We start from the raw sequence: 16,399 nt of genomic DNA, 5'->3' as shown, positions 1-16,399 counted from the left end.
ACCTGCGGCAGGCGGGCTGTCACGCCCCTCGGCCAAAAATGCTGAAAATTGGCGCAGTTACGCGCGACCTTTGAGATGTTTGGCCAGTGCGCCCGCGTTTTTCTTGCGCCGCCCTTTATAGGGATTCTTGTCGCCCTGCCCGCGCAGCGTCAGTCGGATCGGCGTTCCCGGCATGTCGAAATCTTCGCGCAATCCGTTGACCAGATAGCGTGTATAGCTGTCCGGCATCTTGTCGGGATGCGAGCACATGACCACGAACCCGGGGGGGCGGGTCTTGGCCTGAGTCATATAGCGCAGCTTGATCCGGCGTCCTTGCGGGGCTGGCGGCGGGTGCTGTTCCAGCATCGCGGTCAGCCAGCGGTTCAGCGCCGCGGTGGGGACGCGACGGTTCCAGACGTCATGGGCGCGCAGGATTGCGGCGCGCAGGCGTTCCAGCCCGCGGCCGGTCTTGGCCGACACAGTGATCAGAGGTGCGCCACGCAGTTGGGGCAGCAGACCTTCAAAGGACTCTTTCAGATCGCGCAGCTTTTCCTGCTTGTCCTCTTCGATGTCCCATTTGTTGACGGCAACAACAACGGCGCGGCCTTCGCGCTCGGCCAGATCGGCAATGCGCAGATCTTGCTGTTCGAACGGAATGGCGGCGTCCAGCAGAACCACCACGACCTCGGCGAATTTCACCGCCCGCAGACCATCAGACACCGAGAGCTTTTCCAGCTTCTCCTGCACCTTGGCCTTCTTGCGCATCCCCGCCGTGTCGAAAATCCGCATCGGAGTGCTGTCGCCATCCGGATCGGCCCAGTCGATCCGCAAGCTGATCGCATCACGGGTGATCCCAGCCTCGGGGCCGGTCAGCAGGCGATCTTCACCGATGATCTTGTTGATCAGAGTGGATTTTCCCGCATTCGGACGCCCAACAACGGCCACCTGAAGCGGTTTGGCCGCGGTGATCAGGGGGCTTTCACCCTCTCCGTCCTCATTCAAATCGACATCGGTTTGAGGGGTATCATCCACTGCCTGCTCTTCGGCGGCGTCGGCCAGGGGCATCAATTGCGCATAAAGGTCCGTCATCCCTTCGCCATGCTCACCCGAGAGGCGGACGGGCTCACCCAGCCCCAGACTATAAGCCTCAAGCACACCCGCATCTGCGGCGTTGCCTTCGGCCTTGTTGGCGGCAAGGATCACGTGCTTGGACCGTTTGCGTAAAATCTCGGCGAACATCTCGTCGGTCGGGGTCAGGCCCACCCGCGCGTCGATCATGAACAGGCAGACATCGGCCATGTCCACAGCGCGCTCGGTCAGGCGGCGCATACGGCCCTGCAGGCTGTCATCGGTTGCGTCCTCAAGACCCGCCGTATCGATCACGGTAAAACGCAGATCGCCCAGACGTCCTTCGCCCTCGCGCAGGTCACGCGTCACGCCGGGCTGGTCGTCGACCAAGGCCAGACGTTTGCCCACAAGGCGGTTAAACAGAGTGGATTTGCCCACATTCGGGCGCCCCACGATGGCGAGGGTCAGCGACATGATACTCAACTTTCAAGACTCAGACGCGCCCTTTAACGCATCTTGTCGTCAACGGAAAGCGTGTAGATCACCTTTGGTCGACACGACATACAGCGTTTGCCCCGCCACAACCGGGGCCGTAGTGGCGCCACCGGGTACTTCGACCCTGTTGACCAACGTTCCGTCCACCGGATTGAAGAACCGCAGATAACCGTCATTCGAGGCGACCACGATGCGTCCACCCGCCATGATCGGACCATAATGGGCAACGATCGGGCCACGACGTTTCGGCTTGTCTTTGACGAAGCCCGGAAGATCCTGCGCCCAGACGATCGAGCCGTCAGTAATGTTCAAACGGACCAACTGGCTGCGGTCGCTGATCAGGAACAGGCTGTTGCCGGCTGGCCAAACCGTGTCAACCGCGCCTTCGTCCGCAGTCCAGACCCGCTCGCCCGAATTCGTGTCAAACGCCACGGTCCGGCCTGAATGGTTGCCGATGTAAATCTTGTCGCCGGCGACCATGGGTCCGCCAGTCACGTCGACGATCTGCGCTGCGGCACGCCCCCGGCGCCCACCCGCGACCGAGGCATTCCAACGCCGGATACCACCCTTGCGGAAGGTTGCTGCAACGTCACCCGAGCCAAAGGCAAACACCGCAAACTCGGACGCAATGACCGGAGCGGGGGCGCCAAGCACGTTGCCGACGCTCGGCGTGCCCTGAATCTGCCACGCGATGCGGCCATCCTTGGTGTTCACCGCCCATCCGGTTTCGTCACCCGCAACCAGATACAGCAGACCGTCATTGACCAGCGGTGCACCGCTGCCGGTGGCATTCAGGCGATTCTGCCATTTGATCGCGCCGGATTTCGCATCCAGCGCCGTCAGCCGCCCAAACCCGGACGACACGTAGAGCACGCCATTGGCATAGGCCAGCCCGCCACCCGTCGCATCCGAATCCCCGTCGGTAGCGGGGATCAGGTTCGTGTTCCACGCCACCTGCCCCTGCGGGGTCACCGCAGAAACGGTCGCGCGGGAATCCAGCGTATAGATCAGGCCGCCAGCGACCACCGGTTCGGCAGTGATGCGCAACTTGCGCGAATCCCCGTCACCGATCGAGGTGGACCAGATGCGCTGTGGCGTAGCGCGCAGGGCAGCATTGGTGGTGCGGTAGGCCGGCGTTCCGGCGCTTTGCGACCAGTTAGCATTCGCCTTTTGCGCCGGCAGGCTGATCGGCTTCGCGCCGCGGGTCTCGACCTTTTCGGTATCCGAGGCCGGGCGGATATCCTCGCGCTCGCCAGGCAGGATGATCTCTGGTTCCTCACAGGCAGCAAGCACCGTCAGCGATAGCGCCGCAACCGTCAATCCAACGCGGGAGAAAAGACTTGTCACCATAGTACTCCGAACTCGCCTGTCATAATTTCCGCCGCCTGATCAGCCCTGCTGGGCGACCAACGGTTCCGGTTCGCCGCCAAGCGCGACAATCAATTGTGCAGCACGCTGCTGAAGGTCAACGCCGATCTCTGCGTCCTGACGCATCGCCTGCAGCCGTTCAATCGCCGCGTCGGTGTTGCCCTCGGAAATGTCGATCAGAGCCAGCTGTTCCTCGGCCAGCAACCGCAGGGGGGCACCCGGCGCGGCAAGGGCTTCGAATTGCTGGCGGCGGTCGGCAACCGGCAGGGTGTCGCTTTGCAGCAGCAGCGCCTTGAAGGCGGCGATGGTGCGGTAAATCTCGGGCAGATCGCCCTGAACGGCAACGGCGTTCAGGCTGTTCACAGCCTCCTCGCGTGACCCTGCCTCGATCTGCGACGAGGACAGCAGCAGGTTCAGAACCGCATCGCCACCGGGCGTGGCCGCGTCGATGCTGGCCAGGCTGGCGGCACGTTCGGCCGAGTCATTCTGCGTCAGCGCGCTCAGAATCTGATCCCCCAGCTTTTCCGCAGCGCCGGTGGTCCGGGCCTTGCGTATCTCGTTGAAGGCGGCACCGCCCACGATCAGGATGACGGCCAGAACGCCAATCCAGCCCCAGCGGCGCAACAGCAGGAACAGGCGATCGCGGCGGACCTCTTCGGTCACCTCATCAATAAAACTGTCGGTGTCGCTCATCCCTGCTCCCTGGGCTGTAACCTGTTCATATGGCGCCATGTCATACCCCGGCGTCTTTGCCAAGCCAAGGGCCGGAATTCGCGCATTTTCACCGCACCGCGCCACCCTTGCGCAAAAAAACGAACCGAACTATTCAGTTTAGTGTAGAAATGGTACGTGCCTGACCCCATTTTCAGGCATACACGTCGAAGGACAATCGGCGACGAATTCTGGGAGAGTCCTTGTATGCGTTTGATTTCATTCGTGAATGCGTTTTTGGTGATTGCAGCACTGTTCTTTCTGGTCTTCGAACGGGACACGCTGTTTGCTTTTGCCGGTCGTGGCGACTCTGATGCTGATGCGGCATCCAGCACGGAATCCGAAGGCGACGTGACGTCAGGCCAGAACGCGATTGGCGTTGTTGTTCTGCGGTCCGCCGCTCGGGAAATCGACAGTGCCGTGCTGGTGCGCGGGCAGACCAAGGCCAACCGTCAGGTCGAAGTTCTGGCCGAAACGACCTCGACCGTGATTTCGGAACCCAAGCGTAAGGGCACCTTTGTCGAGGCAGGTGACCTGTTGTGCGAGCTGGACCCCGGCACCCGCCCCGCCAGTCTGGCCGAAGCCGAAGCCGCCCGGCTTGAGGCCGAAAGCCGCATCCCCGAGGCCGAGGCCCGTCTGGAAGAGGCGCACGCGCTGGTTGCCGAAGCACAGATCAACCTGACGGCCGCGCAGAAACTTTCGGAAACCGGATTCGGATCGGAAACCCGCCGGATTTCCAGCGAGGCCGCGATGCGCTCGGCCGAGGCCGGTGTGAAAACCGCCGAGGCCGGTCTGGAAGCCACCCGCGCCGGCATCGAAGCCGCCATCGCCGAAGTCAAGGCCGCCCAGCGCGAGATCGACCGTCAGACCATCGAAGCCCCGTTCAAAGGGCTGCTGGAAAGTGACACCGCGGAATTGGGCAGCCTGATGCAACCCGGCTCGTTGTGTGCCACCGTCATTCAGCTGGACCCGATCAAGCTGGTCGGTTTTGTGCCCGAGGTCGATGTGAACAAAATCCTTGTCGGCTCGGAAGCATCGGCGCGGCTGGTGACCGGCCTTCAGGTCGCAGGCCGTGTCACATTCCTGAGCCGGTCTGCCGATGAAACGACCCGTACCTTCGAGGTTGAGATCACCGTCCCCAACCCTGACCTGACCATCCGCGATGGTCAGACCGCAGATATCCGCATTTCGGCCGAAGGGGCCAAGGCGCATCTGCTGCCACAGTCTGCCCTGACACTGAATAACGAAGGTCAGGTTGGCGTCCGCACCGTAGGCGCTGAGAATTTGGTCGGTTTCATGCCGATCCGCTTGCTGCGCGACACGGCCGAGGGCGTCTGGGTCGACGGGCTGCCGGAAACCGCGGATGTCATCGTTGTGGGGCAGGAATTCGTGACACAGGGCGTCACCGTCAAGCCCACCTATCGGGAAGCTGAACAATGACCGGATTGGTAGGATGGGCCGCCGACAGGGCCCGCATGGTTCTGGCCTTCATCGCGATCTCGCTGATTGTCGGCGGGTTTGCCTATGTCAGCCTGCCCAAGGAAGGCGAGCCGGATATCGAAATCCCGGCCCTGTTCGTCTCGGTCCAGTTTCCTGGCATCTCTGCCGAGGATTCCGAAAACCTGCTGATCAAGCCGATGGAAACCGAGTTGGCGGATCTGGACGGTCTGAAAGAGATGACCGCCACCGCCGCCGAGGGTTACGCCGGTATCGCGCTCGAATTTGACTTCGGCTGGGACAAGACCGCGATCATGGCGGATGTGCGTGATGCGATGAACAGCGCGCAGGCCGATTTCCCGGACGGGGCCGAGCAGTATTCGTTGTTCGAAATCAATTTCTCCGAATTCCCCATCGTCATCGTCAACCTGACCGGTGCCGTACCCGAACGCACGATGGCGCGCATTGCCAAAGACCTGCAGGACGATCTGGAAGCGCTGGATTCGGTGCTTGAGGCCGGGATAGCGGGCAATCGCGACGAACTGCTTGAGGTCATCATCGACCCGCTGCGGCTTGAGGCGTACGACGTATCGGCGGATGAGTTGATCAGCGTCGTACAAAACAACAACCAGCTGATCGCCGCAGGCGAGGTTGATACCGCGCAAGGCACATTCTCGGTCAAGATCCCGTCGTCGTTCAAAACCGCCGAGGATGTCTACAGCCTGCCCGTCAAGGTCAATGGCGACCGCGTGGTGACAATGGGTGAGCTGGCGCAGATCAACTATACTTTTGAAGACCGCGAAGGCACCGCCCGGTTCGACGGGGAATCCACCGTGGCGCTTCAGGTGGTCAAACGCAAGGGCTTCAACCTGATCGACACTGTGGCGCAAGTGAAAGAAACTCTTGCCGTCGCGCAGGAAAAATGGCCTGCCGAGCTGCGCGCCGCCGTCGATGTCGGAACCTCGAACGACCAGAGCCGTATCGTCGACTCGATGGTGCGCCAGCTTGAGGGCTCGGTCCTGACCGCCATCGCGCTGGTGATGATCGTGGTTCTGGCCTCGCTGGGCACCCGCGCGGCGCTGCTGGTGGGCTTTGCCATCCCGACCTCGTTCCTGCTGAGCTTTGCGTTTCTCGCCATCATGGGGGTCAGCATCTCGAACATGGTGATGTTCGGGCTGATCCTGGCCGTGGGGATGCTGGTCGACGGGGCCATCGTGGTGGTGGAATACGCCGACAAACGCATCAAGGAAGGCATCGGCCCGATGCACGCCTATGTCGAGGCGGCACAGCGGATGTTCTGGCCCATCGTATCGTCCACCGCGACAACGTTGTGTGCCTTCCTGCCGATGCTGTTCTGGCCGGGTGTTCCGGGCGAGTTCATGAAGATGCTGCCGATCACGCTGATTTTCGTGCTGTCCTCGTCGCTGATCGTCGCGCTGATCTACCTGCCCGTCGTGGGTGGTGTCTCGGGCCGCCTCAGCCGGACTTTCGATCACACTTCAAACTGGCTGCGCGGTGTCGCTCCGTGGTGGGTGCGGGCCGTGCTGGTGCCGCCATCGCTGTATATGATCTTCCTTGGCGCGATGCAGATGCTGAACCCGGATTACCTGTTGCCCGGCGGAGTGGTGTCGGGTGCGCTGTTGTTCATCGCAGGCGGCTTTGCCGGTTCCGTGACCCTGAGCGCCGCCAAGATCGAGCGCCACCACGAAGAACGAGTCCACACCGCGCGTGAGCATACCCCGTTCGGTTACGTGGTCAAATTCCTCGTCGGCAATCCGATCATGCCTGTGGTTTCCATTGCTGTCGTCGCCCTCGGTGTCATGGGGGTGATGACCTACTTCATGAACAACAACCGTGGTGTCGAGTTCTTCGTCGAAACCGAACCGGAACAGGCCACCGCCTATGTCCGCGCGCGGGGCAACCTGTCACTGCAGGAAAAAGACGCGATGGTGCTGGCCGCCGAAGAGGTGATCAGCGCGCACCCGGCCGTGACCAACGTGTTCGCCTTTGCCGGCGAAGGAGGTCTGAACCAGAACAACGGTGGCGCGCAGGCACCTGCCGATACCGTGGGCCGTGTGCAGTTCGAAATCACCCCATGGGAAGACCGACCCAAGCAGACCGAACCCGCCCTGTTCGGGCTATTCGACCGCGAAACCATCGCCCCGGAATACGATGGTGATTTCGTTCTGGACGAGTTGAACGTGGAACTCGCCAAGCTGCCCGGCTTCATCGTGGAAATCCTGCCGCTGGAACAGGGTCCGGCCGGGGCCAAGCCCGTGCATCTGCGCATCAAGGGCGACGGGTGGGAAGACCTGACCGAAGCCGCCCAATCGGCGCGCGCCGTGTTCGACGAAACGCCCGGCCTGATCAAGGTCGAAGACACCATGCCCCTGCCCGGCATCGACTGGCAGATCGACGTGGACGTGGCCAAGGCTGGCCGGTTCGGCGCCGATGTCGCCACCGTCGGCGCGATGGTGCAACTGGTCACGCGCGGCATCCTGCTGGGTGAAATGCGCCCCGACAGCACCGATGAAGAGGTTGAGATTCGCGTTCGCCTGCCCGAAGACGACCGGGTACTGTCGACGCTCGACTCGCTTAAGGTACGCACGCCCGACGGGCTGGTGCCGCTGTCCAACTTCGTCACCCGCCAGCCAGTGGCCAAACTGGCCGAGATCAACCGGATCGACCAGCAGCGGTATTACGACGTGAAGGCGGATGTCGAACCGGGCCTGTACAAAGTGGTCGTCGATGCTCCTGACGGAACCGAGCAACGTCTGGCCGTTGTCCGCGCGGTCGAAGAAGGTGCCGAACCCGTCGGGACAACCATCACCAGCCCGGACGGCACGGTGTACGAACTGTTCCAATTGACCGGCGCCAACAGCACCGACGACCTGCGCGCTGCAGTCGAAGTCGGCGAGGCCCGGTTTGCTCTGGTCAATCCGAATGAGCGAATTGCGGTGCTGACCGAATGGCTGAACACCGACCCATTCTCGCCCGCGATCAGCTGGGAATGGACTGGCGATCAGGAGGATCAGGAGGAATCCGGAGCCTTCCTGCAAAGCGCCTTCCTGGGCGCGCTGGGTCTGATGTTCGTGATCCTGCTGGCGCAGTTCAACTCGCTTTATAACTCGGTGCTGGTGCTGCTGGCGGTTGTGCTGTCGACCACCGGGGTTCTGATCGGGATGATCGTGATGCAACAGCCGTTCTCGATCATCATGACCGGCACCGGCATCGTGGCGCTGGCGGGGATCGTGGTGAACAACAACATCGTTCTGATCGACACCTATCAGGAATACAGCCGCTACATGCCCCGGATCGAGGCGATCGTCCGCACCGCCGAGGCGCGTATCCGTCCGGTTCTGCTGACCACCCTGACCACAATGGCCGGTCTGACGCCAATGATGTTCGGCCTGTCGCTGGACTTCATCAATGGCGGCTATTCGATCAACAGCCCGACGGCGCTGTGGTGGAAACAGCTGGCCACTGCGGTGGTGTTCGGGCTGGGTATCGCGACGGTACTGACGCTGATCGTGACGCCTTCGCTGCTGGCGCTGCGGGTGTGGGTGACGACCTATACGCTATGGCTTGGCCGGGTGCTTGCCCGCGCGACATCCGGAAAGTCCAGCCAGATCGCGCAGGATATGGCGATTGGCAAAGCCGTCCGTCAGGCACAGGCGACCGAAGTTGTTTGGGAGGACGAAACACCCCCTGCAACCAAGGATGCTCAGAAAAACGAGCACCCGCCGGGTCCGCCCCTGAAAGCGGCAGAATAGTAGATTTGGCGAGCCCGACAGCTCGCCAAATTTGGTTTCAAACCGGCTTAGTCAGTAAAGACGTATTCACCCAGATCGCACAGGTCCACGCCGTACTCTTCGGCGGTGGACCCATCTGAGAACGCCCCACGAATGTCGTAAACACAGGTGGTCAGACCGTCAGCAATCAGCACGTCCGCCTCATATCCCGGCGCAACATAATCGCCCTGCAACAAGTTGGATTCCCAATTGTCCGACGCATTTGACGAGACGTTGAATTCGACCAGATCAACGCTGCTTTCATTGCCTAGCAAAAATACCAGATCCTCGGCGGATGCAGTCGACGCGAAAACTGACGTCACAATGATCGACGCAGCAAAAAACTTCTTCATTAGGTGTTTCCCTGATTTATTGTCCAACACCACATGGTTGGTACCGCGCGTCATACCGAAGCAACGCCGGTAATCAAACGACAATGACCCACGATCAGACTGGTGACAGAAATGTTGTACATTCGTGCAACAGACCCCTGCCGGAACAAGTGAATCACTTGGACAAACGGGTCCACTTCTGATGCCCGCAGACGACATGCTCGCATCCACGCACGGTCAAAGTGTCGCCACTCAGCGTCATTTGCGGCACGACGTCCACATTGACCATGGGGATCCAGAAATCCCCGCCGCCGTATTTGCCGCCGCCTTCACTGGCCACATCCCAGAAAAGCTTCTTGCCGATGTTGGGGGTCTGCACCTCTTTGCCGGATGTGTCATAGGCCGACTGAATCTGGCCGCAGAACTTGTCGCCGCAGGCCGAAATCTTGATATGAGAGATCAGCTTCTTCCGGTCCGGCTCGGTTTTCCATACCCCTACGATGGGATCTGCGGTCGCAAATGCCGGAGCCAACAGGGCGAGCGCGGCTGCAACAGCCGCAAGTCGAACGAATTTTCGCATCACACCACCTCCTCCTATACCCGGCTATCATAGCACATCCCCGCGCAGCGTATGTCAGGCGGCCTGTGCATCCGATTGCTGGCGGCTCCACAGCTGCGCATAGCGGCCTTCGCGTTGCAGCAGTTCATCATGGGTGCCCTGCTCAAGGATTTCGCCCTGTTCCAGCACGACGATGCGGTCAGCCTCGGCGATGGTGCTGAGACGGTGCGCAATGGTCAGCACGGTGCGCCCTTCCCCGGCCCGCGCCAGCGCGTCCTTGATGTCCTGTTCGGTATCGGTATCCAGCGCCGAGGTCGCCTCGTCCAGCAACAGGATCGGCGGATTCTTGAGTAGCGTTCGAGCGATGCCGACCCGCTGCTTTTCACCACCGGACAGTTTCAGCCCACGTTCGCCGACCTTGGTTTCATACCCTTCGGGCAGAGTGACGATAAAGTCATGAATCTGGGCGGCTTTCGCGGCGGCCTCGACCTCTTCCTGCGAGGCGCCGTCGCGGCCATAGGCGATGTTATAGCGAATGGTGTCGTTGAACAGCACCGTGTCCTGCGGCACCACGCCGATGGCCGAATGCAGGCTGTTCTGCGACACGTCGCGCACGTCCTGCCCGTCGATCTTCAACGCCCCGCCGGTCACGTCATAGAACCGAAACAGCAGCCGCCCGATGGTGGACTTGCCCGAACCCGTCGCCCCAACGATGGCCACGGTCTGTCCCGCCGGTACCGTCAGCGACACGCCCTTGAGGATTTCCCGGTCCACGTCATAGCCGAAATGGACCTTGTCCAGCGTGACCTCTCCGCCATTGACCACAAGGCCCGGCGCGTTGGGTTTGTCAGTGACCTCGGCGGGCTGTTCCAGCAGGTCGAACATCTGCCCCATATCCACCAGCGACTGGCGGATTTCCCGGTACACCGTGCCCAGAAAGTTCAGCGGCACGGTGATCTGGATCATGTAGGCGTTGACCATGACGAAATCGCCAACAGTCAACGAGCGGTTCTGCACCCCGATAGCAGCCAGAACCATCACCCCGATCAGCCCGCAGGTGATCAGGAAAGACTGGCCGAAATTCAGGAAAGCCAGCGAGTATGCCGTTTTCAGCGCCGCCCCAGCATAGGCCTTCATCGACACGTCATAGCGCGCAGCTTCACGCTGTTCGGCGTTGAAATACTTGACGGTTTCAAAGTTCAGCAAGCTGTCGATAGCCCGTTGGTTGGCCTCGGTATCCTGATCGTTCATCTCGCGCCGCAGCTTCACGCGCCATTCAGTGACGGCGAAAGTGAACCAGATATAAAAGCCGATGGTCACGGCCACGACGACCAGATACCAAACATCGAACAGCCACATCAGGATGATCGCGACCAACAGCAGTTCCAGGATCAGCGGCCCGATCGAGAACAGCAGGAAGCGCAGCAGGAACTCTACACCTTTGACGCCGCGTTCGATGATCCGGCTGAGCCCCCCGGTGCGGCGCGTCACATGATAGCGCATGGACAGTTGATGAATGTGCTGAAAGGTCTCAAGCGCCAAGGCCCGCAGGGCGCGCTGCCCCACCGGCGCAAAGGCTGCATCGCGCAGCTGTTGAAAACCAACGGTCATCATCCGCGCCACGCCATAGGCCACGGTCAGCCCCACGGCCCCCAAGGCCAGCGGCGGTACGCCCTCTCCGGCCAAAGCGTCAACCGCGCCCTTGTATAGGATCGGCGTGTAGACCGCGATCAACTTGGCCAGCACCAACATCCCAAGCGCCAGAACAACCCGGCGTTTGACCCACGGCTCATCCTCGGGCCAGAGATACGGCGCTACCTTGCGGATCGTGCGCCAGCCGGAGCGGCGCTCGTCAGTTTTGGGCATGTCATCGGAATGCATCGGGGCTGTTCGTCTCATCACGTACCTGATCTGCGGTCAGAGATAGCCCCTGCCCCGGAAAGGGCCAGAGGCAAAAGGTTTATTCAGGGATCGTGAAGATCTGACCGGGATAAATCAGGTCAGGGTCACGGATCGCATCCCGGTTGGCTTCGAACAGCCTGACATACAGAACACCGTCGCCGAACCGTTCGCGCGAAATGGCCCAGAGCGTGTCGCCCTCCTGCACGGTCACGGACCGGATCGATGGTGTGTCGGGAGCAAGATCCGCTTCATCGGTTGCCTCGGCCGCGCGCAGAACCTCTTGCGGTTCGCGCTTGAACGGGGTTTCCAGGCGGCTGACCACCGTGCCATCCGCACCGACCTCATCCACGCGCAGGGTATAGACGCCGGGTTCGACCCCATCCAGTTCACTGCGCCATTTGCCGTCTTCGGCTGGGGTCAAATCATCCACCAGCCGGTTGTCCAGATACAGACGTACAACCGATCCGTCCGGCACCCGGCCCGTCAGCTCGACATCGCCGGTATCGGAATAACCAATCGTGTCCAAGGCAACCTGATCCGGCGCCTGCGGTTGCGCTGTGGGTGCCTGCACCAGTTCAACGCCGTCCTCACCGGACCGCAGCACGGCAACCCCCTGGGGCTGCGCATCTTCTGCTGTGGCTTGCGCCGTCTGCTCTGCCTCAGTTTCCGGCGCGGGTGTGTCGGCTGTTTCGGTTGCTGCGACAGCTTCCTTTTCCGTGCTCTCCGGCTCAGCATTTGCGGTCTCAGCCGTTTCGGCTGGCGCTGCGGGTTCGTCCAACGGTTCCGGCTCTGGCAGGGCCGCGATGACATAGTCATCCGAACGCACCGACAGATCACCCTGAGTTTCCAGCGTCAGGCCGCGCGCGGTGTCGGAAAACGGGATCGACACGAATTCGGCGAACTGACCACTGGGGTCGACCGTAAAACTGTGGACCGACTCTCCGTCCAGCAGCACATTTATCTCGGCGCCCGGCGCGGCCGAACCCGACAGGACCGCATTGCCGTCCGGCGCGACATATATCTGATCCAGAGAGGGTGCGACCTCTGCCGTGTCGTCTTCGTCGCCGCTGGGCCCATCGGCCTCGGGCGCTTGTTCGACTGGTTCATCTGGGGTGCTGTCTTCGGCGCTTTGAACCGCAACCTCGACCTGCGGTGCGGGCTCTTCGGGCGCGTCACCGCGCATACCGGACAGCAGCAATCCGCCTGCTCCTACCGCAACCACGATACCGGCGATCACCCCCCAGACGACATTGCCAGAGCTTGTCTCTCCCGACTCGGCGTTCATGTTTTTCCTTTCACTCCGCAGCGCAAGTGCTTTGACTATAACACATTCTGCCTGACGGTTGAGCCAATCTATCAATCCCGCTATCAGGGGTCAAAACCTCAGGTACAACCCCGGAGAGCGTTCACGATGACTCAGAAATCTGTTTGTGTGTATTGCGGGTCACGCAACGGCGCCAATTCCGCCTATTCGGACGCCGCCAAAACCTTTGGCACCCTACTGGCGCAGGAAGGCTGGCGTCTGGTCTATGGCGCCGGGGATGTTGGCCTGATGGGAGAGGTCGCCCGCGCCGCCCAATCCGCCGGAGGCGACACGTTCGGCGTGATCCCGGTCCACCTGCTGCGGCGCGAGGTCGGCAAGACCGACCTGACCCGTTTCGTGATCACCGAGACGATGCACGAACGGAAAAAGGTGATGATCATGAATGCGGATGCGGTGGTTGTCCTGCCCGGCGGTCCGGGATCCCTGGACGAGTTGTTCGAAGCCCTGACATGGCGCCAACTGGGCCTGCACGAAAAGCCCATTCTGGTAATGAATGTGGACGGCTACTGGAATGCGCTGCACGACCTGTTGCAGCAGGTCATCGGCCAAGGGTTCGCCGACGGCTCGCTGGCGAATTTCATCACCTGGGTCAATGACCCGGCAGACGCAATGTCCACCCTGCGCGATTACCTAACCTGACGGGGAACGGGCGGTTCCGGACCGCCCGTTGTGGTGACATCGCTTAAGTGGTCGGGCTCAGGCGGCTGGTCAGCAGCTTTTCAACCTTGTGAATGGGGTGGTTGGTCAGGGTCTTGTCGACCTCAGCCACGACCTTGGCCAGCACCTCGCTGTGCAGACGGCGGCGCAGCAGGCCCAGAACATGCGGGCTGGCGACCAGAACCAGACGGTTGAACGCGCCCTTCAGCCCCTTGCGGTTCAGTAGATTGGCAACATCCTGAACAAACAGGGATTTCGCATGGGTTTTCCAGTTCGGCTCTTCAACCGCCGATTTCTGGTTCGGCCCGGAATCGAAACGCCGCCCTGCTCGATCGGTCGGGCCTGCAGTTGCATCCTGCTCCTCGACTGAGACAACAACCAGATTGGGGTCTTCGGCATCGGTGATGTTTTCGACAAACAACGCCTTTTCCCCATCCGCAATGACAACCCAGGTTCCCTGCTCAAGTGCGACCATCGTGCTCTCCTTGTAGTGGCTGTTACGGCCATCCTCATCCATCAGGCAAAGGTTTACCGTGACGCGACCAGAGCGATCCGACGCGTTGCCTGACTGTGTTTCAGTTGATTGGCGGTCTCTCCCTCCGCCTCACCTAAGGTAAACACTGCGGAGCTGGGTGCAATCCCGTCTCAGGATGAAACTTTATTAATCGGCGGATTCTCTCCTGTCAGACTGGCGTGCATCCCGAGGTTTCGGCCTGCGATCAGAAATACCCGTACCCAGAAGCAAAAAGGCCTGCCAGCGTTACCGCCAGCAGGCCCTTGCTGAACCCTGATCGGGTCAAAGACTTACATCCGCGATGCAACGTTTTCCCAGTTCACCAGGTTGTCGAGGAAGTTCGACAGGTATGCCGGGCGCTTGTTGCGGAAATCGATGTAGTACGAGTGTTCCCACACGTCGCAACCCAGTAGCGCGGTCTGGTTGAAGCACAGCGGGTTCACACCGTTCTCGGTCTTGGTCACCGCCAGCGAACCGTCGGCATTCTTGACCAGCCACGCCCAGCCCGAACCGAACTGACCGGCACCAGCGGCGCTGAACTGCGATTTGAATTCGTCAACCGAGCCGAAGCTTTCGGTCAGAGCCTTTTCCAACTCACCGGGCATGGCGTTGTCGCCGGGGCCCATCATTTCCCAGAACTGATTGTGGTTCCACAGCTGGCTGATGTTGTTGAAGATGCCGTTCTGCGCAACAGCGGACTTGTCGTAGGTGCCAACGATGATCTCTTCCAGCGACTTGCCGTCCCACTCGGTGCCGGCAATCAGCTTGTTGCCGTTGTCGACATAGGCCTTGTGGTGCAGGTCGTGGTGATATTCCAGCGTTTCCGCGGACATACCCTTGGCTGCCAGCGCGTCATGTGCATAAGGAAGATCAGGAAGTTCAAAAGCCATGTCGGCCCCCTGTTAAATATAAGTTGCGGTTCCTAAGCGTTAAATGCTTTGGCAAGCGCCGCAGGTCAAGGGGCGAGGCAAGAAAACCCGGAGGCCCGCGATGCTGACACAGGCGCGCAAGATGTTCTACCGCGCCCGCGGATACTATGCGGGAAACCTGAACGGAGAGCCGTTTCGGCTGGACCCCTATCATTCGAAATTCTGGCGCAAGGCTTCTGTCGGTGCGTGGGAGCCGGAAACTTTCGCCGTGCTCGACAAATACCTGGCACCAGACAGCGATTATCTGGATATCGGCGCCTGGATCGGCCCCACGGTTCTGTATGGTGCCCGCAGGGCCCGCCATGTCTGGTGTTTCGAACCCGACCCGACCGCGTTCCGGCATCTGGCGTGGAATCTGGACCTGAACGACATCCGCAACGTCTCGGCCTTTGGCGTGGCCCTGTCGGATCAGTTCGGCGTGGCCCGCATGGCCTCGGTCCGCGGAGAGCCGGGCGATTCCACCAGTTCCCTGCTGCATGACGGCGCGCATGGATCCGATGCTTTGACAGTTGCCTGGGATCAGTTCGAAGCTGTGAATAATCTGTCCGGAGTGTCTCTGGTCAAGATGGATATCGAGGGGGCGGAGTTTTTTGTGTTGCCAACACTATTGCCCTTTTTGCAAAAACATCGACCGGCCTTGCTTCTTTCCTTGCATTCACCCTTGTTGACTGAAGCCGATCGGCTTCAGAAGACAGAAAAACTCATCAAGCAGCTCGGGTTCTATTCAAATATTCTGGATGAAAGGGCGCAGCCGGTAGAGACAACCCATCTTTTAAGCCAGAATGGATTAATGAAGTACCAAACTCTGTTGCTAGTTTGAAATCACAGCGTTTCCTTTTTCGTCTATTGCGCGAACTTCCCATTGCAAATAGCAAAGCGATCTGCTGAGTGATCGAAAAACAATTGGAATAGATAGGAACCATGAAACGTACTATTTTTGCTCTTTTTCTGGCTATGGGTGCACAGTCTGCATTTGCAGAAACAATTACCTATGATTGTGCAGTGAGGGATCGCGATGGAAGCGGTTGGGTCGCTCCACGGTATGTGTTTGTTGTAGATCCGGACCACGGAGTTGCCGAAACAGCAAGCAATCACAACGACTTCCAAAAGGCAAAGCTCAAGGTCGACAGAAAGAAACGGTACCGATTGGACTGGCGGGTCGAATTGAGGGAATTCAGCGGCCAACAAGTTCGTATCAATTATACGGCACGAATTGATCCGACAAACAACACCGTGAAATTGCGAGGCAATTGGGTAAACGCCAACTTCATCAACAAGCCGAGCGGGCAAGGCTCCTGCACAGTGATAAAAAAATGAAACGTAAAAAAACCCG

Annotated in this window: 14 protein-coding genes; 5 read left to right on the top strand and 9 right to left on the bottom strand. The window is 60.3% G+C overall.

All coding sequences use genetic code 11. The features are described from left to right. Positions 1 to 57: 57 nt before the first annotated feature. The 3 genes from der to ACOQFT_RS12495 are packed head-to-tail and all read right to left on the bottom strand — an operon-like array spanning position 58 to position 3,603. Positions 58 to 1,521 carry a ribosome biogenesis GTPase Der gene (der, locus tag ACOQFT_RS12505; RefSeq protein WP_421598242.1) on the bottom strand — a complete coding sequence of 488 codons (1,464 nt, stop codon included), beginning with the start codon at positions 1,519 to 1,521 and terminating at the stop codon, positions 58 to 60. Between the two features lie 48 nt (positions 1,522 to 1,569). Continuing rightward, the gene (locus ACOQFT_RS12500; protein WP_421598241.1) at positions 1,570 to 2,892 is read right to left on the bottom strand and encodes a PQQ-binding-like beta-propeller repeat protein; all 1,323 of its coding nucleotides are present in this window, start codon (positions 2,890 to 2,892) and stop codon (positions 1,570 to 1,572) included. 39 nt (positions 2,893 to 2,931) lie between these two features. Beyond that, positions 2,932 to 3,603, bottom strand: coding sequence for a hypothetical protein (locus ACOQFT_RS12495; protein ID WP_421598240.1), 672 nt, complete (start codon positions 3,601 to 3,603; stop codon positions 2,932 to 2,934). Between the two features lie 225 nt (positions 3,604 to 3,828). Here ACOQFT_RS12495 and ACOQFT_RS12490 point away from each other — a divergent pair, with 225 nt between their 5' ends. Together ACOQFT_RS12490 and ACOQFT_RS12485 are read left to right on the top strand one after the other, a co-directional pair. After that, positions 3,829 to 5,061: an efflux RND transporter periplasmic adaptor subunit gene (locus tag ACOQFT_RS12490; RefSeq protein WP_421598239.1), complete on the top strand. Its 1,233-nt coding sequence runs from the start codon at positions 3,829 to 3,831 to the stop codon at positions 5,059 to 5,061. After that, on the top strand, positions 5,058 to 8,831 hold the full coding sequence (locus ACOQFT_RS12485; protein WP_421598238.1) for an efflux RND transporter permease subunit: 3,774 nt from the start codon (positions 5,058 to 5,060) through the stop codon (positions 8,829 to 8,831). Before ACOQFT_RS12490 ends, ACOQFT_RS12485 begins: the two co-directional genes overlap by 4 nt. A gap of 47 nt (positions 8,832 to 8,878) precedes the next feature. On the opposite strand, the gene ACOQFT_RS12480 is transcribed toward ACOQFT_RS12485, so the two are convergent. The 4 genes from ACOQFT_RS12480 to ACOQFT_RS12465 form a co-directional block, all read right to left on the bottom strand. After that, positions 8,879 to 9,202 carry a hypothetical protein gene (locus ACOQFT_RS12480; RefSeq protein WP_421598237.1) on the bottom strand — a complete coding sequence of 108 codons (324 nt, stop codon included), beginning with the start codon at positions 9,200 to 9,202 and terminating at the stop codon, positions 8,879 to 8,881. A 154-nt stretch (positions 9,203 to 9,356) separates the two neighbouring features. Beyond that, positions 9,357 to 9,761 carry a DUF2147 domain-containing protein gene (locus tag ACOQFT_RS12475; RefSeq protein ID WP_421598236.1) on the bottom strand — a complete coding sequence of 135 codons (405 nt, stop codon included), beginning with the start codon at positions 9,759 to 9,761 and terminating at the stop codon, positions 9,357 to 9,359. A 54-nt stretch (positions 9,762 to 9,815) separates the two neighbouring features. Next, positions 9,816 to 11,621 carry an ABCB family ABC transporter ATP-binding protein/permease gene (locus tag ACOQFT_RS12470; RefSeq protein WP_421598538.1) on the bottom strand — a complete coding sequence of 602 codons (1,806 nt, stop codon included), beginning with the start codon at positions 11,619 to 11,621 and terminating at the stop codon, positions 9,816 to 9,818. 79 nt (positions 11,622 to 11,700) lie between these two features. Continuing rightward, entirely contained in the window at positions 11,701 to 12,927 is a 1,227-nt protein-coding gene (locus ACOQFT_RS12465; protein ID WP_421598235.1) for a LysM peptidoglycan-binding domain-containing protein, read from the bottom strand. 126 nt (positions 12,928 to 13,053) lie between these two features. Between ACOQFT_RS12465 and ACOQFT_RS12460 the strand changes: the two genes are divergently transcribed. Then, positions 13,054 to 13,605: a TIGR00730 family Rossman fold protein gene (locus ACOQFT_RS12460; protein ID WP_421598234.1), complete on the top strand. Its 552-nt coding sequence runs from the start codon at positions 13,054 to 13,056 to the stop codon at positions 13,603 to 13,605. Between the two features lie 43 nt (positions 13,606 to 13,648). On the opposite strand, the gene ACOQFT_RS12455 is transcribed toward ACOQFT_RS12460, so the two are convergent. Together ACOQFT_RS12455 and ACOQFT_RS12450 are read right to left on the bottom strand one after the other, a co-directional pair. Continuing rightward, positions 13,649 to 14,098 carry a host attachment family protein gene (locus ACOQFT_RS12455; protein ID WP_421598233.1) on the bottom strand — a complete coding sequence of 150 codons (450 nt, stop codon included), beginning with the start codon at positions 14,096 to 14,098 and terminating at the stop codon, positions 13,649 to 13,651. Positions 14,099 to 14,427: 329 nt separating this feature from the next. Continuing rightward, positions 14,428 to 15,027 (bottom strand): superoxide dismutase, encoded by a 600-nt coding sequence (locus tag ACOQFT_RS12450; protein WP_068332099.1) that lies wholly within the window; start codon positions 15,025 to 15,027, stop codon positions 14,428 to 14,430. Positions 15,028 to 15,127: 100 nt separating this feature from the next. Here ACOQFT_RS12450 and ACOQFT_RS12445 point away from each other — a divergent pair, with 100 nt between their 5' ends. Then, positions 15,128 to 15,886 carry an FkbM family methyltransferase gene (locus ACOQFT_RS12445; protein WP_421598232.1) on the top strand — a complete coding sequence of 253 codons (759 nt, stop codon included), beginning with the start codon at positions 15,128 to 15,130 and terminating at the stop codon, positions 15,884 to 15,886. A gap of 101 nt (positions 15,887 to 15,987) precedes the next feature. Further along, positions 15,988 to 16,383, top strand: coding sequence for a hypothetical protein (locus ACOQFT_RS12440; protein ID WP_421598231.1), 396 nt, complete (start codon positions 15,988 to 15,990; stop codon positions 16,381 to 16,383). The last annotated feature ends 16 nt before the right edge of the window (positions 16,384 to 16,399 follow it).

It is taken from the genome of Ruegeria sp. MALMAid1280 (assembly GCF_049195285.1).
Lineage (GTDB): Bacteria > Pseudomonadota > Alphaproteobacteria > Rhodobacterales > Rhodobacteraceae > Ruegeria.
The sequence above is the reverse complement of the archived record's forward strand: the minus strand, read 5'-3'. Positions and strand labels throughout refer to the sequence as shown.